20 protein-coding genes are annotated in these 24,772 nt (G+C 40.3%); 5 read left to right on the top strand and 15 right to left on the bottom strand.

Translation table 11 applies throughout. From position 1 onward, the window contains the following. Positions 1-44: 44 nt before the first annotated feature. Both BO15_RS0106580 and BO15_RS0106575 read right to left on the bottom strand, forming a co-directional pair. Complete coding sequence (locus BO15_RS0106580) at positions 45-1,349, bottom strand: M18 family aminopeptidase (RefSeq protein ID WP_033153438.1); 1,305 nt, start codon at positions 1,347-1,349, stop codon at positions 45-47. Continuing rightward, entirely contained in the window at positions 1,346-1,921 is a 576-nt protein-coding gene (locus tag BO15_RS0106575; RefSeq protein WP_033153436.1) for a flavin reductase family protein, read from the bottom strand. Before BO15_RS0106575 ends, BO15_RS0106580 begins: the two co-directional genes overlap by 4 nt. A gap of 145 nt (positions 1,922-2,066) precedes the next feature. On the opposite strand from BO15_RS0106575, the gene BO15_RS0106570 reads away from it, so the two are divergent. Continuing rightward, on the top strand, positions 2,067-2,717 hold the full coding sequence (locus tag BO15_RS0106570; RefSeq protein ID WP_033153434.1) for a hypothetical protein: 651 nt from the start codon (positions 2,067-2,069) through the stop codon (positions 2,715-2,717). Positions 2,718-2,758: 41 nt separating this feature from the next. Here the strand turns inward: BO15_RS0106570 and BO15_RS0106565 are convergent, their stop codons facing one another. Continuing rightward, positions 2,759-3,649 (bottom strand): exonuclease domain-containing protein, encoded by an 891-nt coding sequence (locus BO15_RS0106565; RefSeq protein WP_033153432.1) that lies wholly within the window; start codon positions 3,647-3,649, stop codon positions 2,759-2,761. Between the two features lie 317 nt (positions 3,650-3,966). Here BO15_RS0106565 and pflB point away from each other — a divergent pair, with 317 nt between their 5' ends. Together pflB and pflA are read left to right on the top strand one after the other, a co-directional pair. Then, positions 3,967-6,225, top strand: coding sequence for a formate C-acetyltransferase (gene pflB, locus BO15_RS0106560; protein WP_033153430.1), 2,259 nt, complete (start codon positions 3,967-3,969; stop codon positions 6,223-6,225). Beyond that, complete coding sequence (gene pflA / locus BO15_RS0106555) at positions 6,225-6,959, top strand: pyruvate formate-lyase-activating protein (protein WP_033153428.1); 735 nt, start codon at positions 6,225-6,227, stop codon at positions 6,957-6,959. Before pflB ends, pflA begins: the two co-directional genes overlap by 1 nt. A gap of 13 nt (positions 6,960-6,972) precedes the next feature. Here pflA and BO15_RS12870 read toward each other — a convergent pair whose 3' ends face one another. The 12 genes from BO15_RS12870 to BO15_RS13685 all read right to left on the bottom strand — a co-directional run bounded on the left by BO15_RS12870 (position 6,973) and on the right by BO15_RS13685 (position 22,294). Next, a complete protein-coding gene (locus tag BO15_RS12870) occupies positions 6,973-8,595 on the bottom strand; it encodes a glycoside hydrolase family 13 protein (protein WP_052169808.1) in 1,623 nt (540 codons plus the stop codon). Positions 8,596-8,761: 166 nt separating this feature from the next. Then, a complete protein-coding gene (locus BO15_RS0106545; protein WP_033153427.1) occupies positions 8,762-9,466 on the bottom strand; it encodes an adaptor protein MecA in 705 nt (234 codons plus the stop codon). Between the two features lie 137 nt (positions 9,467-9,603). Then, positions 9,604-10,512: a dihydroorotate dehydrogenase gene (locus tag BO15_RS0106540; protein WP_033153424.1), complete on the bottom strand. Its 909-nt coding sequence runs from the start codon at positions 10,510-10,512 to the stop codon at positions 9,604-9,606. Continuing rightward, positions 10,512-11,276, bottom strand: coding sequence for a dihydroorotate dehydrogenase electron transfer subunit (locus BO15_RS0106535; protein WP_033153422.1), 765 nt, complete (start codon positions 11,274-11,276; stop codon positions 10,512-10,514). The genes BO15_RS0106540 and BO15_RS0106535 overlap by 1 nt, the downstream gene beginning before the upstream one ends. Positions 11,277-11,300: 24 nt before the next feature. Continuing rightward, positions 11,301-12,221 (bottom strand): orotidine-5'-phosphate decarboxylase, encoded by a 921-nt coding sequence (gene pyrF / locus BO15_RS0106530; RefSeq protein WP_033153420.1) that lies wholly within the window; start codon positions 12,219-12,221, stop codon positions 11,301-11,303. Further along, on the bottom strand, positions 12,202-13,488 hold the full coding sequence (locus BO15_RS0106525; protein ID WP_033153418.1) for a dihydroorotase: 1,287 nt from the start codon (positions 13,486-13,488) through the stop codon (positions 12,202-12,204). Before BO15_RS0106525 ends, pyrF begins: the two co-directional genes overlap by 20 nt. 88 nt (positions 13,489-13,576) lie before the next feature. Then, positions 13,577-17,569: a starch-binding protein gene (locus BO15_RS13130; protein ID WP_052169807.1), complete on the bottom strand. Its 3,993-nt coding sequence runs from the start codon at positions 17,567-17,569 to the stop codon at positions 13,577-13,579. A gap of 225 nt (positions 17,570-17,794) precedes the next feature. Beyond that, a complete protein-coding gene (locus BO15_RS0106515) occupies positions 17,795-19,117 on the bottom strand; it encodes an aspartate kinase (RefSeq protein WP_033153416.1) in 1,323 nt (440 codons plus the stop codon). Between the two features lie 94 nt (positions 19,118-19,211). Further along, positions 19,212-20,012, bottom strand: a complete 801-nt coding sequence (locus BO15_RS0106510; protein WP_033153413.1) for an ABC transporter ATP-binding protein — start codon at positions 20,010-20,012, stop codon at positions 19,212-19,214. Further along, on the bottom strand, positions 20,012-20,956 hold the full coding sequence (locus tag BO15_RS0106505) for an ABC transporter permease (protein WP_033153411.1): 945 nt from the start codon (positions 20,954-20,956) through the stop codon (positions 20,012-20,014). The genes BO15_RS0106510 and BO15_RS0106505 overlap by 1 nt, the downstream gene beginning before the upstream one ends. Continuing rightward, entirely contained in the window at positions 20,956-22,017 is a 1,062-nt protein-coding gene (locus tag BO15_RS0106500; protein ID WP_033153409.1) for an ABC transporter substrate-binding protein, read from the bottom strand. The genes BO15_RS0106505 and BO15_RS0106500 overlap by 1 nt, the downstream gene beginning before the upstream one ends. A gap of 139 nt (positions 22,018-22,156) precedes the next feature. Further along, positions 22,157-22,294 (bottom strand): hypothetical protein, encoded by a 138-nt coding sequence (locus BO15_RS13685; protein ID WP_167541216.1) that lies wholly within the window; start codon positions 22,292-22,294, stop codon positions 22,157-22,159. Between the two features lie 246 nt (positions 22,295-22,540). Here BO15_RS13685 and BO15_RS0106495 point away from each other — a divergent pair, with 246 nt between their 5' ends. Then, entirely contained in the window at positions 22,541-24,421 is a 1,881-nt protein-coding gene (locus tag BO15_RS0106495; RefSeq protein WP_033153407.1) for an OPT family oligopeptide transporter, read from the top strand. Then, positions 24,411-24,755 carry a PqqD family protein gene (locus BO15_RS0106490; RefSeq protein WP_033153405.1) on the top strand — a complete coding sequence of 115 codons (345 nt, stop codon included), beginning with the start codon at positions 24,411-24,413 and terminating at the stop codon, positions 24,753-24,755. The genes BO15_RS0106495 and BO15_RS0106490 overlap by 11 nt, the downstream gene beginning before the upstream one ends. The last annotated feature ends 17 nt before the right edge of the window (positions 24,756-24,772 follow it).

The following is a 24,772-nucleotide window of genomic DNA, read 5'->3' as shown; positions in this document are numbered from 1 at the left end:
TTTTCCCCCAAGTGTCAATATAAATGTGTCAAAGCCTTCAAAAATTAATCTAAAGTATAATCTGAGCCTGAAACATTTTCAATGACTGTTTCGTAAAATTTCGTAGCAATTTTAAGCAAATATTCGGTATCTTTCACACCTGCTGTTTCATATGGTGAATGCATAGCAAGCTGAGCTAATCCAATATCAACACCATTGATTGAAACATGGGCGTTTGAAATGTTGCCAAGTGTTGAGCCACCAGCTACATCTGAACGGTTTACAAATGTCTGATATGGAACCTTTGCCTTGTTGCACATTTCTGTGAAGATACCAAAAGCTAAACCATCTGTCATGTATTTCTGATTTGCATTGAACTTAATTACAACACCCTCGTTCATATAAACTTTGTTTGTTGGGTCACTCTTTTCTGCATAGTTTGGATGTAATGCATGAGCATTATCTGCTGAAACCATGAATGAATTAGCAATTGCTGTAAGAAGGCTAGAATTGTTGCCACCCATAGCCTCATTGATGCGAACCAAAGTATCATATAAGAAAGTTGAATCTGCACCCTGCTTTGTGCCACTTCCAACCTCTTCATTATCAAATGTTACGTGAATCTGAGCAGCTGTAGCAGAATTCTTTGCTGCAAGAAGTCCCATCATTGAGCTGTATGAGCACTGAAGGTCATCAAGTCTTCTGATTGAAATGAATTCCTCGTCTGCACCCCAAACTTTACCTGGCTCTCTGTTGTAAAGGAATAGGTCAGATCCTAAGATTTCATCTTCCTTAACTGAAAGCTCTGCTGCAACAAGCTTTTTAAGATTAAAGTTTTCATCCATAGATACAAGTGGAAGTAAATCCTTCTGTGGATTGTATTTGTAGCCATCGTTTGCTTCTCTGTTCATGTGGATTGCAAGTGAAGGAAGCATACAAAGGTCTCTGTCAAAATCGATAAGCTTTGTTTCGATACCATTTTTGCTTCTGACAATAACACGACCAGCAATTGAAAGTGGTCTGTCGAACCAAGGAGCCATAAGCATTCCGCCATACTTTTCTGTGTTAAGCTTTACATAGTGGCCCTCTTTCATTTCTGGCTGCTCTTTGATTCTGAATGTTGGTGAATCGCTGTGTGAAGCCATAATCATAAAGCTCTTAAGAGAATCCTTAGGCATTCTAAATGCAAGAATTGATGAGCCATTTCTTGTAACGAAATAGTTCTTGCCAAGCTCGATTTTCCACTCTTTTGCTTCGTTTAACTCTACGAAACCAGCATCTAAAAATCTCTGTCTTTCGTTTGCCACTACGTGGAACTGAGATGGGCTCTCCTCTATAAATTCAAATAATCCTTTTACTGTTTTGTTCATTTTTTCTTTCCTTCTTTCTTTATTGAATATCCAAAGGTACCCTTTGGATTAGTAAGACCAAAATATGTGCCATGGCAGTATGCCAATGGGTCTGATTCTTCAAGTTGGAACTTTCCTGTTTCATTCATATATTTCTCATCTGCGTGCACAGCAAGAACATCTGCAACGAACATAGTATGGCTACCATATTCATGCGCTTCTCGGACTCTACATTCGATGTTGACTGGCGATTCAACCAGCATAGGGACATTGACTTCATCTGCCATTTCCTTGTGAAGGCCGCAAGCTTCAAACTTGTCTACATCCCTACCGCTTTTGACACCACAGAAATCTGTAGCAAATGCAAGCTCCTCTGTAGTCAAGTTGATTACAAATTCACCTGTCTCTTTTATCATATTGTATGAGTATCTGCTAGGCCTAACTGAAATGTATGCCATAGGAGGATTGGTACAAACTGTTCCTGTCCATGCAACAGTAAACACATTATCATTCCCTTCCTTATCTCGGCATGTAATCATTACAGCTGGAAGTGGATAAATCATATTGCCTGCTTTCCACCTTTGTTTTCCCATAAAAATCTCCTTACAAATATAGAATCAGTCGTTTATTAATATACTCCAATTTTCCCCTGATTCCTAGTGATTTACATTTTTTAATTGTTATGCTAGACTCACTTCTATAAATAATAATTCACATTTTTGAGACAGGGAGTAAAACATGCGTAAGAAACTGGCATTTATTCTTTCCACAGTTATTATTGCTGCTACCACACTTACAGGTTGTGGAGAAAAGAATATTTCAGGAGAATATACTTCAACAGTCAATGTTGTAGACCTAGTAGACCCAGAAACAACCACTTATATGGCTGAAATGGGAATAGATATCAGCTCACTCACTCTAGGAGTTAAGCTTTCACTTGATGAGGAACACAACTACACAATGGAGCTTGATCCTTCAAATTTCAAAACCGAGTTTTCCGATATTGTCACAAACAACATGACAGCAATCCTTGATAATATTCTTGCTGCTGAAGGACTTTCCAGGGCTGAGCTTACAAATGAGCGTGCCCAGTTCATGGGATATGAATCTGCAGATGCTTTCATTACAGACTTAACAAATCAAATGACAGCTTCACTTACATCTTCCATGGATTCACTTGATCAAAAGTTTAAAGATGAAACCATTACTGGAACATACGAAGTCACAAAAGATTCCGTTATCTTTATAACAAGTGGCGATAACAACGAAATAGAGTTAGGCACTGCCACCCTTGCAGAAGATGGCACTATCACAGTTAGTGCAACAACCGATACCGGCACAGAGCTATCTCTTACATTCAATTCTACATCAACCGAAAAAGATAAATAAAAAATAAGCTGATGCCAAATCAATAGCATCAGCTTTTATTTTTACATATTTTTTTCTTCCATCATCTCTGAGAATGTACCCATGTATACATTCCCCTGACCAAGTAAGAATCCTAAATCATCCATAAATGCTTTTGTCTTTGGATTCTCGTGGAAGCCTTTGCTCTTTAATTCTTCCAAGAAATCATTGCCTATCTTAGAATCGATGATTAGCTCATCATCCTCTTCCACATCGCCAAAGCTTCTATTTTTAACGTATTCGCCTCTGAACTTTTTATATTCAGCTGCTCGTACCCCATCGTACTTCATCTTATCCTGTTCAATGATTCTGATGCAGTTAAGCATATCTTCAGCATCTGCAAGTGCGTTATGCTCCACATGACCGCCAAGTCCACAGATTGTTTTCATATCTGCCAGAGAAAGATTAGCATCTAAGCCTCCAGTAACATCCAAGCTGACTTCTTTTTGAATATTATCAAAAGTGCTTATAAACTTTGCAACACTTCTCTTGAGAGGCTTTTCCAGATTTCTAGATTCGTAGTCCCTTTGAAAACTGTTTTTATCTCCACCCCAAACACAGATTTTTCCAACCTGGAACTTTCGTATGCGGGTGATAAGCTCAGTCATAACGTCCTCATAGGCTGGGGCGTCCTCTAAATCTTCATTTGTAAGACCTGTGAGCTCAGTAATAAGTGACGGTAATTTATGGCCAGGTCTTAGCTGAACTGTTGAGTAGAATCTATCAAGCTCCTCATGGGCTGGATTTGTAATAATTACGCCCACTGAAATAACATCCTCGATGGAACTCTTTTTATATCTCGCGCTAAGATATTCCGCATCAAGGAATGCCTGATTCTTGCCTTTGTATCCTGCAGGAGCAGTCTGACTAGGCCCTTTTACTTTGTTTTTTGTACTTGTATTATTTGTAGCCAAATTTATCTCCAAACTTTGTAAATTAATGTGAATTCATTGTACCAAAAAAAACTCTACTATACAAAACGGCATCTATTATTAGTTACGTACAATATGTTTTTGTAGAAATACACCGAAAAAATGTTTTTATTTGAGTACATTGTGAATTTTTTATCACTCCTATGGTATATTATTAAAGGCTAGAATGTTAGACGCAACTAACTGTCCGATTTGTGGCTAATATAACCCCACTAGCCGGCGTTTGTAAGGCTTCCACCTAGCTTACAAACAGAACTATAAATTTTTATATTTTTATAAACAGAAAGGGAAACAAATCAATGGCAAATCATGATTTCGCACAATGGAATGGTTTCGTCGGTCGCGTTTGGAAAGATAACGTTAACGTACGTGACTTCATCCAGAACAACTACACTCCTTATGATGGAGATGAGTCTTTCTTAGCAGGTCCTACAGATGCTACTAACACACTTTGGGGTAAGCTTCAGGAACTTCAGGCAGCTGAGCGTGCTAAGGGCGGCGTTTTAGACATGGAGACAGAAATTGTTTCTTCTCTTACTTCTTATGGTCCAGGTTACATCTCAGAGGATACAAAGGATCTTGAAAAGATCGTTGGTCTTCAGACAGACAAGCCTCTTAAGAGAGCTTTCATGCCATACGGTGGTATTAAAATGGCTGAGCAGTCTTGCAGAATGTACGGTTATGAGCCAAGCGAGAAGCTTCACGAAATCTTTACTGTTTATCACAAGACACACAATCAGGGAGTTTTCGATATCTACACACCAGAGATTTTGAAAGCTCGTCACAATAAAATTCTTACAGGTCTTCCTGATACATACGGCCGTGGTCGTATCGTAGGCGATTACAGAAGAGTTGCTCTTTACGGTATCGATTACCTTATCGAAAAGAAACAGATTGACTTTGCAAACACAAATCGTCAGGGTATGAGACGTTATGACTTCCAGCTTCGCGAGGAAATCACAGACCAGATCAATGCTCTTAAGGGCATGAAGGAAATGGCTGCTTCTTACGGCTTTGATATTTCTAAGCCAGCTGCAAACGCTAAGGAGGCTGCTCAGTGGTTATACTTCGGTTACCTTGCAGCTATCAAGACTCAGAACGGCGCTGCTATGTCAGTAGGCCGTGTTTCTACATTCCTTGATATCTACATGACACGTGACCTTGCAAATGGTGTTATCACAGAGTCTGAGGCACAGGAAATCATTGATCACTTTACAATGAAGTGCCGTATGGTTAAGTTTGCACGTATCGAGTCTTACAACCAGTTATTCTCAGGTGACCCAGTTTGGGCAACTCTTGAAGTTGGTGGTATCGGTCTTGATGGACGCCACCAGGTTACAAAGACTTGCTACAGATTCCTTCACACACTTGAAAACATGGGACCTTCACCAGAGCCAAACCTTACAGTTATGTACTCTAGCCGTCTTCCTGAAAACTTCAAGAAGTACGCTGCAAAGATTTCTGTAAACACATCTTCTATCCAGTATGAGAACGATGATGTTATGAGAGTTACATGGGGCGATGATTACTCAATCTGCTGCTGTGTATCTGCTACAGAGACAGGTAAGGAGCTTCAGTTCTTCGGTGCTCGTGCAAACCTTGCTAAGTGTCTTCTTTACGCTATCAACGGTGGTATTGATGAGAAGTCACATGAGCAGGTTGGTCCTGAGTACACACCTATCACATCTGAGTACCTTGATTACGATGAGGTTATGCACAAGTTTGATCAGATGATGGATTGGTTAGCTCACATGTATGTTGGAGCACTCAACATGATTCACTACATGCACGATAAGTACTACTATGAAGTTTGCCAGATGGCACTTATTGATACACACGTACGCCGTTCATTTGCTACAGGTATCGCTGGTTTCTCACACTGTGTAGATTCACTTTCAGCTATCAAGTACGCAAAGGTTAAGGCTATCCGTGATGAGGACGGAATCACAAAGGATTTCGAAATCGAGGGTGACTTCCCACGTTACGGTAACGATGATGACAGAGCTGATGAGATTGCTGTATGGCTTCTTAGAACATTCATGACTAAGCTTCGTCACATCCACACATACAGAGATTCAGAGCCTACAACTTCTATCCTTACAATTACATCAAACGTTGTATATGGTAAGGCTACAGGTGCTCTTCCAGACGGAAGACCAGCAGGCGAGCCACTTTCACCTGGTGCTAACCCAGCATATGGTGCAGAGAAGAACGGTCTTGTTGCTTCACTTAACTCAGTTGCTAAGCTTCCATATGAAGAAGCACTTGACGGAATCTCTAATACACAGACAATCAACCCAGGTGCCCTCGGACACTCAGAGGAAGAGCGTGTTAACAACCTTGTTAACGTACTTGACGGATACTTCGATCAGGGTGCTCATCACCTCAACGTTAACGTATTCGGCAAAGAAAAGCTTATCGATGCTATGGAGCATCCAGAGAAGCCAGAGTACGCTAACTTCACAATCCGTGTATCTGGATACGCTGTTAAGTTCATCGACTTAACAAAAGAGCAGCAGCTCGACGTTATTGCACGTACTTGCCACGAGGCACTATAATGCGTGAAATTCTTGGTTATATAAATAAATTTGAGAGCTTCGGGGCCGTTGATGGCCCTGGAGTTCGTTATATAATATTCTTAAATGGATGCAAGATGCGCTGTGCTTTTTGCCACAACCCAGAGACATGGGCTGAGCATCAGGGTGAGCAGTATACTGCAGATCAGGTCCTTGAAAAAGCTCTTCGCTACAAGCCTTACTGGAAAAAGGATGGAGGAATTACTGTCAGTGGCGGCGAGCCACTTCTTCAGATTGATTTTGTATTGGATTTATTTAAGAAAGCCAAAGCAATGGGTATCACCACTTGTATTGATACTGCCGGCCAGCCATTCACTCATGAAGAGCCATTTTATAGCAAATGGAAGGAGCTAATGAGCGTAACTGACACTGTTATGCTTGATATCAAAAACATCGATCCTGAGGAGCATAAGAAGCTCACAGGGGTACCTAATGATAATATCCTTCAGATGGCCCGAGAAATATCTGATATGGGTGTGAGAATTTGGATTAGACATGTACTTGTTCCTGGTGGAAGCGATAATGATGAACTGTTACATCGTACACGTGAATTTATTGATACACTTAAAACTGTAGAGCGTGTAGAGGTTCTTCCATACCACAGTCTGGGAGTTCCAAAGTATGCTGAGCTAGGCATACCATATCGCCTTGAAGGCGTAGAATCACCAACCCCAGAAAGAATAAAAAATGCAAAAGAAATCCTAGGTGCAAACTAGCACCTAGGATTTTTTAATATATCGTATATGCGATAGGACTTGTAATCTTAAGGGTCTTTGTTTTACCCTTGTAACTTCTAATTACATTTATTGCATTATCATCTTCTACTATTGATATTTCTCCCAGTTGCAATACCGGATTCTTTTTCAAAGCAATTAAACCCTTTACTTTTTTCAAGAAATCCATATCCCACTCTTTTCTGTCCCAATTAAAGCAACGACGACAATCAGGGTCATGATTGCCTTCCATAGCCTGCTCAGTTCCATAGTACAGACAAGGTGCACCTGGCATAAACATAGTCAATGCCATTGCTGTTTCCAATTTCTTTTTATCTTTGCCTATAGCAGTAAAGAAACGGGTTGTATCATGTGAATCAAGCAAATTCAGCATCATATAGTTTACTTGCTTCATGTTACGCATCAAAATTCCATTTAGATGCTGGACGGTTTTTGCCTCATCACATATTCCTTTTGCAAAATAATCAAGGCAGATTTTAGTAAAAGCATAATTCATAATGCTATCCTGTTGGTCACCTTGCAAAGCTGGGTATGCATCATGCCAGTTTTCTCCAATGATTACGGCATCATTCTTTTTCGCTTTTACCGCTTTTCTAAACATTCTCCAAAAATCATGGGATACCTCATCTGCAACATCAAGTCGCCAGCCGTCAATATCAGCTACATCAATCCAGTAAGTCGCAATATCCAACAAATATTTTTGCACATCAGGATTCGCTGTGTTAAGTTTTGGCATGGACTTTGAATATGCAAAGCATTCGTAATTACGATTATCTACGTCTGCCTTATCTCCATCAATAATGAACCAATCGTGATACTTTGATTTACGTCCATTTTTTACTACATCCTGAAACTGCTCCATCTTTGTGCTGCAATGATTAAAAACTGCATCCAGCACAAGTCTAATACCCCTGGCATGAGCTTCCTTTACCAGTTCTATCAAATCCTCCGTCGTACCAAACTGTGGATCTATGGTTTTATAGTCAATAATATCGTACTTGTGATTTGATTCCGATAAAAATATAGGCGTTAAATATATTCCTGAAATGCCCAAATCCTTAAGATAATCAAGTCTCTTTATAATTCCTCGAAGATCGCCTCCAGCATGGCTTTTAGGGGTAGGTTTATCACCCCATCTCATATCAATGTAGGACATGTCCTTATTTTCATTTCCAATACAGAATCTATCTACAAAAATTTGATAGAATACCGATTCTGGCATCCACTTTACAAGCGGCATAACATCATTTGCATTGATGTATGGCAACTGGAAGAAATTGTAGAAGCAATCCTCATAATTATAGCTTTCTGTAAGCCCATCCTCGCTGTAATAGTACGCCTTTCCATTCTCTTCTAACTGAAAGATATAGACAAAACGAACATCCTCAATTTTTAGCTGTATTTCATAATATGCAAAGATTTCGTCTTTATATTTAAGAGGGACATCCACTGTATATCTCTCTTTTTGATAGTTGTATTTTACGCCATAAATTACTTTTATTTTTAGTCCGTTCTCAGCATCTTCTCTTGCTGTTCTAAATCTTAAAACTATTTCCTCTCTTGATAATGGAAAACAATATCTTGATTCTGGTACGTGAAATAATGCCTGTCTGTTCATGAAACTCCCTTACACCTGCTCCTTTTAATAAAATCTCCTTCTAATAGTTTATCTATAAATGGCGATTTATCAACAGGTTACGCTGTTAACTAAACGCTAATACTCCACATATTTTTCCAACAAAAAATAGTCAGGAGATGAACTCCTGACTATTTCTATTTTAGTATTAAATTTGTGATAAAACATTTACGCAATCTTCGCAAATCAAATCGCCGTGCTCTAATAGAAATGCTCCATCAAAGCTTTCTGTAAACATCTGATTTGCAAACTCTGCTATAACTAAAATCACTGCTGAAATCTGTCTACGTGTAAGCTCAAAATTCAGCTTGATATAGTAGTCATCTCCGTAGCGATACAAAGTACTCTTCATTCCATCGTACTTTGGAAGATGCTTGCAAAGTAAAATTGCTGAATCTAAATCATCAAGTATTGCCCAAAGTGGAGTATCCAGATACTGAGCTGTTACCTCATCACTTTCATCTGTAATAGCCTTTGCAGGCTGTACTGGAACATCAGCTGTGCTAGCCGAAATTGCAGCACTCTGAGGTGTTTTCGTAGTTGAAAGCGTCTCCTGTAAACCTGTGAGATGCTTTTTCAATTCTTCAATTGCTGTAGCCAGTCCTGTGCTTGAATCTGGAGATATAAGTAATGCAACATCACCCTGTGGCATCACTGTCATTTGAACGCTGTACGCCTTTGCATGAGTCTCAATTCCGAGGGTCTCACAGGCTTCAGCAAGAATATCCCTAATAAAGCTCTGGGTCTTTTCCTGGTCACTGACGAAATCACCAAGCTCCATGCCGTTCTGTTCCATTTCTTCTTTTGTGATGACACATCTAATCTTGTCCTCACCTATCTTCTTGAACTTCATCAGCTCCCCTCCTTTCAAATTGTGGACGTAAATAAAGTTTAGCAAATGAATTTGAAAGTGTCACGGAAAAATCTGAGTATATTGTGAGAAATTTCCGTGAACAATGTAACCATTCAATTTTTATGTGTAGCAAAACCTTATTTCACTATGCCTATTATATCATTGATATCCTCAATACCCTTCCTCTCCATGTATTCCTTCATTCCGCCAAGTATATCAAGTGTTGCTGTAGGATTATAGAAATTAGCTGTTCCAATTGAAACGGCAGTTGCCCCCGCAAGCATCATTTCAATTGCATCTTCCCATGTTGATATTCCACCCATTCCTATAATTGGAATTGAAACTGTAGAAGCACACTCGTAGACCATACGAACAGCTATAGGATGAACAGCAGGACCTGACATACCACCGGTCTTGTTTGCCAGTACAAAGCTTTGACGTTCAACATCGATTTTCATCCCTGTAAGAGTATTAATAAGGGAAATGGCATCTGCTCCCCCAGCTTCTGCAGCTTTTGCCATAACTTTGATGTCTGTAACGTTTGGAGAAAGCTTCATGACGATTGGCTGCTTTGCATGAGTTTTCACAAGTCTTGTGATTTCCTCTACTGCCTTAGGATCCTGACCAAAAGCGATTCCGCCCTCTTTAACGTTAGGACAAGAGATGTTGATTTCTAGCATATCAACTCGCTTTTCATCTGCCAATCTATCTACCACTTCAATATATTCTTCGGCTGAATGACCGCAAACATTAACCACTACCTTTGCATCTTTGTACTGTTCAAGGAATTTTAAATCTCTTTTGCAGAACACCTCAACCCCAGGATTTTGTAGGCCAATGGCATTAAGCATGCCCGATTTAACCTCGGCAATTCTCGGTGTTGGATTGCCTGGCCATGGCACATTAGCAACCCCCTTTGTAACAACTGCACCAAGCTTATTTAAATCTACAAATTCTGAGTACTCCATACCTGAACCAAAGGTTCCTGAAGCTTCCATAATAGGATTCTGAAATTCTACTCCTGCAATAGTAACCTTTGTATTCATTACAATTCCACCTCCGTAGATAAGAAAACTGGACCATCTTTGCAGACTCTTTTATTTTTAACATGACTATGATCATCTACTTCTTTAGACTGGCATACGCATCCCAAGCATGCACCAACGCCACAAGCCATTCTCTCTTCCATGGAAACATAGCACTTGATACCTTTTTCAAGGGCATACTGTGCAACGCCTCTAAGCATTGGCTTTGGGCCGCAAGCATAGATAACATCTGCAGTCAAATCATTTTCCTTCATTGCATCCACAACTGTACCATGCACTCCAACTGAACCATCATCAGTGGCAATAATCACATCTGCTGCTGCATCAATGAATTCATCAGCAAGGAATAAATCATCGTTGCGATATCCCATTACTGCTGTAACAGAGCCCTTCAACTTCTTTGCAAGCTCTAACATTGGAGGCACACCAATTCCACCACCAACTACAATAGCTTTTTCTCCCTCAAGTGGAAAACCATTTCCAAGAGGGCCAAGGATTTCTACAGTGTCCCCAGCCTGAAGCTTAGAAAACTCTGTTGTACCTTCACCTACAACTCTAAATACCACTCGAAGAGTATTTTTTAACTCATTGATTTCGCAGATGCTGATTGGACGAGGTAACAGCTTACTCTTATCATTTGAAAATATATTTATGAACTGACCAGGGACTGCATATTTAGTTGCATTTGTCTCAAGTTCAAGGCTATATACACCTTCTGCCAGTTTTTTCTGGGCTACTACTGTAGCTCTTTCTTTTATTTTCATATTTTATTAAACTCCTTACTTAACTTACTTAAGGGCTCCGCGGATATCAGCGAGCATATCCTCTACAGCTGCTCTACTTGCTCCTGCAAAGTTCTCTTCCCCATACTTCGCATATTTCTCCTGCTGGTATGCTGCGATGATGCCACGGCTTGAGTTTACAATAGCGCCAAGGCCATCCTCATTGAAGAAGTTTACAAGGTCAGCCCCCTTACCGCCCTGTGCACCATAGCCTGGCACAAGGATATATGTGTGAGGCATAAGCTTACGAAGCTTTGCGCCCATCTCTGGATAAGTAGCACCAACTACCGCACCTACATTTGAGTAGTTGCCCTCACGAGTGTCTGCACCCCACTCTTCGATTTTCTCAGCCATGTGCTCGTAAAGTGGTCTACCATCGATAAGTCTATCCTGGAATTCTCCTGATGATGGATTGGATGTCTTACAAAGTACAAAGATTCCCTTGTCCTCTTCCTTACAAACATCTACAAAAGGCTTTACACCATCTGTTCCAAGATATGGGTTTACTGTAGCCATGTCAGCATCAAAGCCCTGATACTTGTACTCGCCCACCTGAACTGAACCAAGGTGGCCAAGAGCATATGCTGTAGATGTGGAGCCAATGTCACCACGTTTGATATCTGCAATAACGATAAGACCAAGTTCCTTTGCATAATCAATTGTCTTTTTGTAAGCAATCATACCTGGGATGCCGTAGCTTTCATACATAGCAATCTGTGGCTTTACTGCTGGAATCAAATCTGCAGTGGCATCCATAATCTGTCTGTTGTAGTCAAACATAGCCTCGCCTACTGCCTCAAGTGTCTGGCCGCATTCACCTATCCACTTATCAACAAGTGACTTTGGCATAAGCTTCATTGTTGGGTCTAAACCTACAACTATTGGCGCGTTCTTTTCCTGAATCTGGTTAATTAGCTTCTGAATCATATACAACATTACCTCCAAATATAGTTTTTACAACTTTTCCCTGTACCTTTCGATTCTCATAAGGCATATTCTTTGACTTGCCAACAAAGTCGGCAGCATGAATTTCATATTCGATAGTTGGATCAAAGATTGTGATATCTGCTACTTTACTAACAGATATATCTCCCAAATCCTGTCTACCAAGGATTCTAGCTGGATTGCTACTCATATATGCAGCCATTGTAAGTGGTGTGATAAGACCGGATAACACAAGTTCTGTGTATGCAAGGCTGGCTGATGTTTCAAGACCAACTATTCCAAATGGTGATGCAAAGCCCTTGGCTTTTTCTTCTGCTGTGTGTGGAGCGTGGTCTGTAGATATTACCTCAAATACGCCCTCCGCAAGGCCACGTCTCAGTGCCTCTCTATCTTCAGCTGTACGAACTGGTGGATTCATTTTATAGTTACCGTCCCCTGGGACGATATCGTCTTCTGTAAGTGTAAAATGATGAGGACAAACTTCGCCAGATACCTTAATTCCTCTAGCCTTTGCCTCTTTAAGAATGTCATAGCTTTCCTTTGTGGAGCAATGACAAAGATGAAGTGTAGCCCCTGTTTCTTCTGCAAGCATAATGTCACGGGCCTCAATGATGTTTTCTACTGCGTTGCTGATTCCCTTTTCTCCCATGGAATCGGATTTTGTTCCCATGTTCATAACGCCGCCCTGAACAAGATTGATATCCTCACAATGAGCAAGAACCGGAACATTTTTCTTTGCTACGATTTTCATAGCATCTCGGTACAAACCAGAATCCATAACAGATTTACCATCCTCTGAAATAGCTGGGATGCCGGCATTAATCATACCATCCAAATCAGAAAGCTCCTTGCCTTCCATTCCCTTTGTAACTGAACCAACCTGAAGCACTCTACATAGGCCAACTTCCTTGCCCTTATCATGGACATAATTTACAAGATCTGGATTATCAACCACTGGCTTTGTATTCGGCATTGCAAGAACAGTTGTAACGCCACCTCTTGCTGCGGCCTTTGAACCTGTCTCAATATCTTCCTTAGCAGTCTGCCCCGGATCTCTGAAATGAACGTGCATATCGATAAGCCCCGGGAACACATAGCATCCCTTAGCATCGATTACCGTATCAGAAAAAACGGGAACAATTTCAGCCTCAATAGCTGAAATACTGTTCCCGTCTATCTTAATATCTAATATTTCGTCTGTGTTTGTAGGTGGATTCAAAACCCTTCCGTTTTTTATTATAAGGCTCATATTGTACCTTCCTTCCTAAACTGTAGGTAGTATACCATATTGAGCCTTTTGAGGAAACAAAAAATTCACCCATTAATGCACTTATATATTATTTTTTCTTAATGAAAATTCTGGCTATTCCTCCCTGAGATATCACAAAAGCTCCACCACCGGCAAATGCTATCATCACTACTATTAGTACTATAACAACTGCAGTATTTCCACTTTCTGTTTCAGTAGCTGCTGCTGGTGTTTCTGCATCCTGAATGCTCTGAGAATCTGTGTTGCTATCAGCTTCCTCTGTAGTTGCAGTTAAAGCTGTAGTATTAGAATCATCTGAGGTTGTATCCTTTGTTGATTCCTTAGTAGCATTTGATGCAGTCTTTTTAACTGTAGTCTTCTCATTAGAAGTTTCTGACTCAGAGTCTGCAGTAGCTATATTGTCTGTAGTTGTAGTATCTGTAGCAGCTGTTTCATCTGTGCTTGTAGAAGCACTTACACTTGTTGATGAGGTTGAGCTACTTGTTGTATTTGAGCTTGCCTGGCTTGAGCTTGATGATGAACTTGTCTGGCCGGTACTTGTAGAGCTCTCATTATTAGAAGTGTTATTCTCTTCCTTATTGTCATCTGTGGCCTCTGTTGTCTTTCCAAGCTCTTTATCTGATGGACGACTAGTTGTTACTACAGTCTCCGCGTCGTCAATCTGCTGATGAATTCCATTATCGTTAATAATTAGCTTTAATGTGTAGCCTGTTGCACCTACTACATACACATTATTACTTGCTATAGTTAACCCCTCATCTTCTGCTTCATCCTCTTGAGTATCTGCATCCTCATCTTCTGCTTCTTCCTCTTGAGCATCAGCATCCTCATCTACTGCTTCTTCCTGTTGAGCAACAGCATCCTCATCTACTTCTTCATCAAATTCTTCATCACTACTCTCTTCTGGCAACTCTTCTTCAATATCTTCGTTGTCTTCATCTACCTCTGTTGGTTCTTCCTCTTCTACATCTTCTTCATCTTCAGACAACTTTTCGCTCTCCCCGCGCATATTCCAGTATTCCTCTGGAATATCTACATAGTGCCAACCTTTTCCAATGTGAGTCATCTTGGTTCCTGGCCAATCTCCTAAAGGTAATAAGCCTGCACTAGTTCCATCAGCCTGTTTCAGCCATGCATACATATATACATCGCTATCCCAATCTGAGCTAAGCTGATAGTACACACGAACCATGCCATCAGCAACTTCCGTCTCTTCCTCTACATCTTTATATGTAACATCATCATCGTCATCATCTTCTTCTGTGGTCTTTCCAACTAGCTCCATAACCTCATCTTTAGAAGAAAATGCATCAGTGCTTCTTGATGCAAAGTAAAGCTTTGTCTTATCTGTCATTACATTGTCAGCTAACTGTGTTCCATTACCATTATTGAAGATTAAGTGTAAATCAGTGTTTTCAATTGCTTCTGTTAATACATTAGCAGCGTACCAATTATCGCCAATAAATGTCATCTGGGTACCTGGCCAATCTCCAATGCAATTGTTGTAATTGCCTCCCCAAGCATATACATATACATCATCCCACTGATTTTCATCGTAGAAATATACTAGAGTGTATCCATCCTCTTCTTCAACTTCTTCAGCTTCTCGCTCAGATGCTGCCTTGGCAGCCGCCTCAGCCTCTTTCTTAGAGCCATAGGCATTGCTGCCCCAGAAGTAAACATTTTTAATACTTGTAACCTTTAAATCACCAGTCTGACCACCATTTCCCATGTCATTAAAAATGATATTGAAGTCATCACCTGGTGCCGCGTTGATGGTCATCTTCCACCAATCATCGCCATCATAGGTTGCCTTCTCGCCTGGCCAATCCCCAAGGCTTACTGCACCCCATGTATAAACTCCAACTGTCTCCCAGCCCTTTGTGTTATAGAAGTACACAGTAGTCTTATCCGGATAAATTCCAGTAGCATCCATAGCCTCATCCTTTGAACTGTAAAGACCTACTGTAAGATTTCCATTACTGCTACCACCATCTAAAGCGATATATGTCTTTGTCTTATCGGAAATCTTTATATCTACAGTCTGTGCGCCAGAGCCGTTATTAAATATGATAGAGAAATCATCATCGCTCATAAGCTTGACATCAACTCTCCACCAATAGTCTCCCTCACTTTTAGCTGTAGCTCCTGGCCATCCTCCAAAAATCTGTGCACCACCATCCAGCCAAGCATAGGCTTTAACTGTTGACCATTCCTCTGTGTTATAGAAATACACTGATGTGGTTACAACGCCAATTGCCTTTTCTGCCTCAGCCTTTGTCATGTAGCAATTGCTGTTTTCTCCAGTCAAATATTTTCCTGAAGTACTTGTAATTGAAAACTTATCTGATTTGCTTGTTCCATCTGTAAATACTACTTCGAATTCTTCCGATGGAATGGTAACTTTCCACCAACCATCACCAGTGCTATCACAATCATAAGTATTACCATCAACAATAGCGCTAACAGTAGACCACTGTTTTGAGTTAAAGAAGAATAGCGTGGAATACTCCCCATCAGTTGCTTCATCAAGAACAACAACTGACTTAGCTGAAATTTTTCCGGAGATCACGCCATCCTGGACTGTAAAGATACCATCTTCACCTTCTACAGAATTGACGTAAGTGCCATCTGCAAGATTTGTCTCTGACTCTAAATCAAATGATTCATCAGAGCCATTGATTATAACTGCTCCCTTTGTGCCTCTCTCAACCATGAGAACAGAATTATTTCCATTTGGATTTCTAAGGTATTCATCCTCACCTGTCATGGCAGTTCTAAACTTATTAACTGCAACAACCTGAGGATCTTTATATAAATCTGAACCTGCTGCGCCTAGAACATTATCTCCCCATGGATTTTCAGCAGAGCTATTATTTGGTCGGCTGAAAAACAGTGGTGTTCCAGCCTCTCTTGAAGCAATTATAGCCCAACCAAGGATTACCTCTGTGTCATCAACTGTGTTATAAGATTTGTCATTTATGTAGTTGTCGTGTGATTCAACCCAGGTAACAAGCTTGTCTGAATCGGCTGTATAGGTTGTTCCTGTAGTTGTATCATCGCTAATTCCATAGCTTTCTAGTTTGCTTGCAGAAAGTGAACCTGATGAAACAGCACTTCTGATTTTAGCACCATAGTTGCTTGCTGTAGTTCCACCAAGCATATCCTGATATGCTGCGAGTCTGTCTGTATCGCCCTGAAGAACTTCTCCATATACAAACAAATCATCATAATCTACATTATCTAAATCATCGATATATGATTTCATATTTGGATAAAAATCATTTCTATCCTCTTGACCTGCATAAGTTTCTGGAACTCCATCATCTGGAAGTGCAATATGCTTTGCAGTATCAATTCTGAATCCATCAGCACCGCAATTAATACAATCTGCTAAGAACTGATAGAAATATGCCTGGAAAGCGTCACTTTCTGTATCAACATCTGGCAAACCGCCCATTGGGTCATAAACAACTGACACTCTATCACTGTAATCAATATTTCTTGTTACATCTGAGCCATTGATGTGATAAAGATTAGTTACATCATCGTAGCTTGCGCCTACAGCATCAAGATAATCCTGGCTGATTTCTGAGAATAAAGGTGTTGTATGATTTGGATCAATATCAACTATTACAGCGATTCCATATTCATCGGCTGTTTCGCACATAGCCTTAAACTCATCCCTTGTGCCAAGCTGGTAGTTTCCAATAACCCAATCAGTAGGCTGATAATGGTAATACCACTTACCAGAATCACTATACAAAGTAAGACCTGGCTCTGTAGACAGGCAATCATTAATAGGTGATGTTTGGACAGCTGTATATCCTGCAGCTGCAATATCTGCCATATTCTCCTTGATAGTATTAAAATTCCAACAAAATGCGTGAAGAATAGCTCCGTCGTGAACCGACTCTCTGCTGACCTTTGATGCGGCCTGAACTGTGTTTAGGCCATTTTCTGATAGCATTGCTAGATTTGCACCAGGTAATCCTAGTAACATAGCAAAAGCAATGCAGACTGTGACAATTCGTTTTGTCACCTTCCCCATTCTTTTCATGAATAGAACCTCCCTTTCCATTACATTCTTTGAATCCTTAGTCGGCCTAATAACTAAAGCTCCAAAATTGAAACATTATTAAGTTGTTGCGCAATTGGTTGCGCATCTTGATTATTGGGGATTTTTTCAATCCCCAATAACAAGAATATAAGACAATTTAATTGTTTAGTCAATAATGAAAATAGAGTTTTTTGATATTAATAAGATTTTATAAAATATGTCAGATTATAACTTTGTAGTTACAAAAATATCGTAGATAGCTTTAACTGCTGCTTCAAAATCTGCATTTTCCACACCAATTATGATATTAAGCTCTGAAGAACCCTGATCAATCATGCGAACATTTACATGAGCATGGCTAAGTGCTGCAAAGATTCTGCCGGCAGTACCACGAGTGTTTTTCATACCACGACCTACAACTGCGATAAGTGCAAGGTCGGATTCGATTTCGATTGAATCTGGTGAACAGTTTCTGTGAATAGCTGAAACAACAGCCTGCTCCTTATTGATGAACTCATCCTCGTGAACAACTACAGTCATAGTATCGATACCTGAAGGCATATGCTCGATACAAATTCCATTGTCCTCAAACGCCTGAAGAGCCTTTCTACAGAAACCTACCTCAGAGTTCATAAGTGACTTAGTAATAAGAACTGTACAGAAGCCCTTCTTACCAGCAATACCTGTGATGACATATTCATTGCGCTGTCCAGTGCTTTCTACAATCCATGTACCTTCGTCATCTGGCTTGTTTGTGTTCTTGATATTGATAGGAATACCTGCTGAGCGAACTGGGAAAATAGCATCTTCATGGAGAACTGAAGCACCCATGTATGAAAGCTCGCGAAGCTCACGATATGTGATTGTCTGCATTGCAACTGGATTCTTTACAATACGAGGGTCGCAAATCAAGAAACCTGAAACATCAGTCCAGTTCTCATATACATCAACCTTTGCAGCACCTGCAACGATTGAGCCAGTAACATCAGAACCACCGCGTGAGAAAGTCTTAACTTTGCCATCTTTACCGCATCCGTAGAAGCCTGGAATAACAGCATGTGGATGTTCCTCAAGGGCCTTTGACATTGTCTTTTCTGTTTTATATGCGTTAAGCTGTCCTTCTTCGTTGAAGAAAATAACATCCTTTGCATCGATGAAATCATAGCCTAAATATTCTGCCATAATCTTGCCGTTAAGGAACTCTCCACGGCTTGCTAAATAGTCTAATGAAAGGTCTTCTTTAATATCAGCGGCAATCTTTTTGAAATCCTCATCAAGAGAAAAGCCTTTTAAGTCCAGACCTGTAATGATTTCATCGTATCTCGCCTTAATTGCTGCAAGGTTTTCTGTAACATCCTTGCCTGCCTTTGCTGCTTCATAAGTAGCAATAAGCATATCTGTAACTTTTGTATCCTTGCTGTTTCTCTTTCCTGGTGCAGATGGAACTACAAATACCCTGTTTTCGTCTGCGCGGATGATGTCCCCAACCTTCTTAAACTGACCTGCATCAGCTAATGAACTTCCGCCAAATTTAACTACCTTTTTCATTATTATTTCCTCTTCCTGTTTTATATAGATATAGCTCGGTTATAATATAATACTAAAATACTTTAGTGATTTAAAGTGGTAACTTGCATAAAAGTTATGAAAGTAAAACCCTATCATTGTCTAATTCTTCCCCAGCTCCAGTTTTGAACTTCTCCAAAAGGTCTGCAACTGTAAGCTTTGAACGTTCCTCTCCAGAGGTGTCAAAGACAATGTGTCCTGCATTCATCATCAGGGTACGATTTCCAACCTCAAGTGCCTGATGCATGTTGTGAGTAACCATCAGACAAGTTATTCCCTGTTCCTTAACAATAGATTTTGTAAGGTCCAAAACCTTTTCTGCTGTGGCTGGGTCAAGGGCCGCGGTGTGCTCATCTAATAGCAATAGCTTTGGAGTAACAAATGTAGCCATTAAAAGTGTAAGAGCTTGTCTTTGTCCACCTGAAAGCAAACCAACCGGCTGTTTCATTCTATCCTCTAGTCCCATTCCAAGCAAGGATAATTGTTCTCTAAATCGAGATTTATCTTTTGCACTGATACGAGAAAAGAGTTTTCCTGAAGAATGAGAAGCACGAAGATATGCCAAAGCCATGTTTTCTTCGATGGTCATATTTGGAGCAGTTCCCTTTAAAGGGTCCTGGAAAAGATGGCCGATGACTCTGCTTCGCATATATTCCTTTTTGAAAGTGATATCCTCATCGTCCAAATAGATATTGCCTTCATCAACAATAAATGTGCCGGCAATGGCATTAAACATTGTTGATTTACCTGCTCCGTTTGAACCAACGATTGTAGCAAAATCTCCATCTTTCAGCTCTAAAGAAAGATTTGTGAGTGCAGCCTTTTCATTAACTGTACCAGGGTTGAAGGTTTTAGAGATATTATCAATTTTTAGCATTACTTTACCTCCCCCCTAGCACTTCCTCTATAGTTTGCAAACTCTCTCTTTTTAAGGGCAACCTTTTTCCTTACATAAGGAGCCGCAATAGCAATAGCAACAATAAGTGCTGATACAAGCTTTAATGCCTCTGCTGGTACAGAAAGACGGAGCGCTATTGCAACAATAAAACGATAAAGCACAGATCCTAAAATAGTACCTAAAATTCTACGAAGCATACTTCCCTTATTTCCAATCAAAGTTTGACCAATGATAAGTGAAGCAAGGGCTATTGTCACCATTCCTGTTCCAATATTAATGTCTGCTGACTTTTGATACTGAGCAATCAATGCTCCAGAAAGGCCAGTAAGTGAGTTTGCAAGACAAAGTCCAACTGTGATTGTAAATGTAGGATTGATAGATGAAGATTTGACCATATCTGCATTGTCACCTGTGGCACGAATCGACATACCTAAAGTGGTACCTAAAAACCACCATAAAATAGAAGATATCACTGCCACAATAAGGGCCACCAAAATGACCTTATACCAGTCTCCAATAAAGGTGCTACCAAGAGTATCCTTTCCTATGGAAAATAAAGTATCGCATCCAAAGAGGTTTGCTATAGAGGAAAATCCCATAACAGCAATATTTATTGTGTATAAGCCGGTATTGACAATGATACCAGCAAGAATTGATTCTACTCCAAGCTTTGTCTGCAAAAATGCTGTAACAAAACCCGCCATTGCACCTGCCACCATGGCAGCAAATAGTGCAAGAAATGGATGTCCAGCTAAAGTGACCATGGCACCAACCGCACAGCCTAATGTGAAACATCCATCTGTTGTCAAATCTGCAATATTAAGTATTGTAAAAGAAATAAAAAGTGCCAAAGCAACTAGGGCGTATATACACCCTAGTTCTAAAGCACTTTGAAAAATCGACACTGTAAAAATACTAGACATTAATCAAATTCCTCCGCTGTCTGCACTTCAACTAATCCATCGCACATATCGCGAAGCTTATCATAATCTAGATTAAGAGCTGCTGCTGTTTCAGTGTTAACAGTAGCTGTTCCATTATCAAGAGTCTTAACTGGAAGTGTTGCTGGATCTTTACCCTCTACAAGAATTTCTGCAACCATGTTTGCAGTCTCCTGTCCAAGTGTCGCATAGTTTACACCATAGCCAAGGTAAGCACCATTAAGAGCGAATGAATCAGCACCACAGTAATGTGGGATTCCAGCTTCAATAAACTTCTCATAGATTCCAAGCTCTGCTGTCATGATAGTGTTGTCAGTTGGTGTGAAAACAGCTTCTACACCTTCTGCAACAAGTGCATCTGCAGCAAGCATAACTTCATCATTAGTGTTTCCTGTCTTTTCAACATATTCAATACCAGCAGCCTCAAGGTACTTCTTTGCATCCTTGATTGGTCCTGCTGATGAATCCTGCCCCTTATCATAAAGTAAACCTACTTTATTCAAGTCTCTATTCTGTGCAAGCATTAAGTCTAGAACTGCTTCTGTGTTTAATGCGTCTGATGTACCTGTAACATTTGCACCTGGTGCGTCATTGCTCTCTACAAGGCCTGCTGCCTCTGGATCTGATACAGCTGCAAATACCACTGGAATCTGATTATCCTCTGTTGCTGCCTGGCAAATCATTGCTGTAGGAGTAGCGATTGGTACAATCACATCAACCTCGTCATTGATAAGCTCAGTAACAATCTGGTTGATTGTGGTTGAATCTGCATTGCCATTATAATAGTAGTCTTCGTACTCAAATGTGCATCCGTTTTCCTTGGCAAGCAAATCAAGCTGTGACTCAAGGTTGGCTACAATCTGATTTAAAGAAGCATCGTCTACATACTGAACAATACCAACCTTATAAACCTGCCCCTCAGCTCCGGCTGCAGTTTCCTCTTCTTTGATAGTCTCATTATTATCTGAAGATGCACCACAACCAACTAGCATTGCAGTAGCCATAACCATACTTAACATCATAGATAAGACTTTCTTTTTCATATATCTCTTCTCCTTTACCCAAAACTTATCATGTGATTCATTCTATCATATTACTTTAGCAAGTTAAAGTGTAGAATTACAACAATCCCAAAACAAAAAAAGACCGATGGATAATTCCATCGGTCCAGGCATTTCGGATCTATTTTGTAGTAACGCTGACAACCTTTAAGGTGTTACGTGCAACGAATACTGTTTTAACTCCTTTTTGAAGTAAGTCCTCTGCTCTTCTGTACAAATCTTCAGGACTTGTGCAAGTAATAATTTCACCAATAGCCATTTTCTCATGCCTCCCCGTCTATAAATTTCTCGTCTATATAGCGAACTTCTATATAATAGTCTCGCAACTTTATTTTGTCTACGGGCATTTTGTGAACAATTTGTGAACTTTTCTTGCTAAAACGTTTAAGATAAAAGGTTTACCGGTTGCACTTTAGCACTTTAACACTTTAATACATCAATTTGCATTCACTTTAAAGTGAATATATAATGTAAAAACTGTTGTTATTAAAGGAGATAAAATATTATGAATCAGGAATTCAAACCTTACGTTCCTGCAGACAAAGTAACTCCAGAGATGACTCCTACTTCTATTATTATGGGTCTTCTTCTTGCTGTTATCTTCGGTGCAGCGAACGCTTACTTGGGACTTAGAGTTGGTATGACAGTATCCGCTTCTATCCCAGCAGCTGTTATTTCTATGGCAGTTATCCGTGTTATCTTAAAGAAGGACTCAATCCTTGAAAGTAACATGGTACAGACTATCGGTTCAGCCGGTGAGTCTCTTGCTGCAGGTGCAATCTTTACAATGCCTGCACTTTTCCTTTGGGCAAAGGAAGGCGTTATGGAAACACCTTCACTTGTTACAATCACTGTAATCGCGTTATTCGGTGGTTTACTTGGAGTATTCTTCATGGTTCCACTTCGTAGCGCACTTATCGTTCAGGAGCATGGTGTTCTCCCTTATCCAGAAGGAACTGCTTGTGCAGAGGTTCTTCTTGCAGGAGAAGAGGGTGGCTCATCTGCTAAGTCCGTTTTCATTGGTATGGGAATCGGTGCTGTGGTAAAGCTCCTTGTAGATGGATTCTGTGCTATCCAGGGTGTTGTTACTATCAAGCTTGATGCTTTAAAGACAGAGCTTTCTGCAGAAGTTTATCCAGCTCTTGTTTCAGTTGGTTATATCTGCGGTCCTCGTATTTCAGCTTACATGTTCGCCGGTGGTGTAATCGGATGGTTCGTTCTTATTCCAGCCATCGTTACATTTGGTGGTGACATCGTTATGTACCCAGCTAGCGTTTCTGTTGCAGAGCTTTATGCTACTGGCGGCGCTTCAGCTATCTGGGCAAGCTACATTAAATACATTGGTGCAGGTGCCGTTGCTTCTGCTGGTATCATCAGCCTTATCAAGACACTTCCACTTATCGTTAAGACATTTATGGATTCTATCAAGAGCATCAAGAATGCTGGTACTACTACAAACGAGAGAACTGCTCTTGATATGGACATAAGATTTGTACTTGGTGCTATCGTAGTACTTATCCTTGCTATCTGGCTTGTACCTGCTGTACCAGTTTCATTACTTGGTGCTATTATCATCGTAGTATTCGGTTTCTTCTTCAGTGCCGTTTCTTCACGTATGGTTGGTCTTGTAGGTAGCTCAAACAACCCTGTTTCAGGTATGACAATTGCTACTATCCTTATCGCTACAATCTGCTTAAAGGTTGCTGGTGATACAGGTGCTCACGGTATGCAGGGTGCTATCGCAATCGGTTCTATCATCTGTATCGCAGCTTGTATGGCTGGTGATACTTCACAGGATCTTAAGACAGGTTACATTCTTGGTGCTACACCTAAGAAGCAGCAGTACGGTGAAATCATGGGTACTATCGCAGCAGCTCTTGCAATCGGTGGTGTTATGATTCTTCTTAACTCTGCTTATGGCTTCGGTACAGATGCTCTTGCGGCTCCACAGGCTACAATGATGAAGATGATTATCGAAGGTGTTATGAATGGAAACCTTCCATGGGCACTTATCTTTATCGGTGCTTTCATCTCAATCGCTATTGAAATTCTTGGAATTGGTGCACTTCCAGTTGCTATCGGTCTTTACCTTCCACTTGAGCTTTCAGCTACAATCATGCTCGGTGGTCTTGTAAGACTTTTCGCAGACAAGAAGTATGGTGCAGAGAAGGACGAAAGCGGAAAGGGTATCCTCTTCTGTTCAGGACTTATCGCTGGTGAAGGTATCGTAGGTGTATTACTTGCTATCTTCGCTGTAGTAGGCCTTCTCGACAAGATGAACCTTTCAAGCGTTATCCCATCAGGTAACGTTCAGGCATTCATCCTTTTAGCTCTTGTAGTTGCTGCAGTTTGGTATGCTGCTAATGGAAAGAAAAATGAGAAATAATAAATCAGACAACTTTTTAGATTATGTATTTGAAATTAAAAATGGACTTACCTGGACCACAGATGAATCAGGCGAAGTTATTGTTGATATGGAAAACACAGGCATAACAAATCGTATTGCTCAAAAGTTTTTCCACAAGCCAGCTATCTCCCACATTCATCTTGAAGGAATGGGTAGCTACATATTCACTTGTATTGATGGCAAGAAATCTGTTTACGAAATTGGACAGCTTGTCAAAGAAAAATACGGAGAAGAAGCTGAGCCACTTTATGAACGACTTAGCGTATACATGAACAATCTAAAAAACGTAGGATATATTACACTTAAAGCATAAAGAAATCCCGAATCCAT

The organism is Pseudobutyrivibrio ruminis HUN009, from assembly GCF_000703005.1.
GTDB classification, from domain to species: Bacteria; Bacillota; Clostridia; order Lachnospirales; family Lachnospiraceae; genus Pseudobutyrivibrio; species Pseudobutyrivibrio ruminis_A.
Note: the sequence above shows the minus strand (reverse complement) of the source record. Positions and strands in the feature narration are given on the sequence as shown.

What these genes read in the sequence shown, in the direction of transcription:
- BO15_RS0106580 (WP_033153438.1), bottom strand. Translation starts at nt 1,349, where the DNA reads ATGAACAAAACAGTAAAAGGATTATTTGAATTTATAGAGGAGAGCCCA.
- BO15_RS0106575 (WP_033153436.1), bottom strand. Translation starts at nt 1,921, where the DNA reads ATGGGAAAACAAAGGTGGAAAGCAGGCAATATGATTTATCCACTTCCA.
- BO15_RS0106570 (WP_033153434.1), top strand. Translation starts at nt 2,067, where the DNA reads ATGCGTAAGAAACTGGCATTTATTCTTTCCACAGTTATTATTGCTGCT.
- pflB (WP_033153430.1), top strand. Translation starts at nt 3,967, where the DNA reads ATGGCAAATCATGATTTCGCACAATGGAATGGTTTCGTCGGTCGCGTT.
- pflA (WP_033153428.1), top strand. Translation starts at nt 6,225, where the DNA reads ATGCGTGAAATTCTTGGTTATATAAATAAATTTGAGAGCTTCGGGGCC.
- BO15_RS12870 (WP_052169808.1), bottom strand. Translation starts at nt 8,595, where the DNA reads ATGAACAGACAGGCATTATTTCACGTACCAGAATCAAGATATTGTTTT.
- BO15_RS0106545 (WP_033153427.1), bottom strand. Translation starts at nt 9,466, where the DNA reads ATGAAGTTCAAGAAGATAGGTGAGGACAAGATTAGATGTGTCATCACA.
- BO15_RS0106540 (WP_033153424.1), bottom strand. Translation starts at nt 10,512, where the DNA reads ATGAATACAAAGGTTACTATTGCAGGAGTAGAATTTCAGAATCCTATT.
- BO15_RS0106535 (WP_033153422.1), bottom strand. Translation starts at nt 11,276, where the DNA reads ATGAAAATAAAAGAAAGAGCTACAGTAGTAGCCCAGAAAAAACTGGCA.
- pyrF (WP_033153420.1), bottom strand. Translation starts at nt 12,221, where the DNA reads ATGATTCAGAAGCTAATTAACCAGATTCAGGAAAAGAACGCGCCAATA.
- BO15_RS0106525 (WP_033153418.1), bottom strand. Translation starts at nt 13,488, where the DNA reads ATGAGCCTTATAATAAAAAACGGAAGGGTTTTGAATCCACCTACAAAC.
- BO15_RS13130 (WP_052169807.1), bottom strand. Translation starts at nt 17,569, where the DNA reads ATGAAAAGAATGGGGAAGGTGACAAAACGAATTGTCACAGTCTGCATT.
- BO15_RS0106515 (WP_033153416.1), bottom strand. Translation starts at nt 19,117, where the DNA reads ATGAAAAAGGTAGTTAAATTTGGCGGAAGTTCATTAGCTGATGCAGGT.
- BO15_RS0106510 (WP_033153413.1), bottom strand. Translation starts at nt 20,012, where the DNA reads ATGCTAAAAATTGATAATATCTCTAAAACCTTCAACCCTGGTACAGTT.
- BO15_RS0106505 (WP_033153411.1), bottom strand. Translation starts at nt 20,956, where the DNA reads ATGTCTAGTATTTTTACAGTGTCGATTTTTCAAAGTGCTTTAGAACTA.
- BO15_RS0106500 (WP_033153409.1), bottom strand. Translation starts at nt 22,017, where the DNA reads ATGAAAAAGAAAGTCTTATCTATGATGTTAAGTATGGTTATGGCTACT.
- BO15_RS13685 (WP_167541216.1), bottom strand. Translation starts at nt 22,294, where the DNA reads ATGGCTATTGGTGAAATTATTACTTGCACAAGTCCTGAAGATTTGTAC.
- BO15_RS0106495 (WP_033153407.1), top strand. Translation starts at nt 22,541, where the DNA reads ATGAATCAGGAATTCAAACCTTACGTTCCTGCAGACAAAGTAACTCCA.
- BO15_RS0106490 (WP_033153405.1), top strand. Translation starts at nt 24,411, where the DNA reads ATGAGAAATAATAAATCAGACAACTTTTTAGATTATGTATTTGAAATT.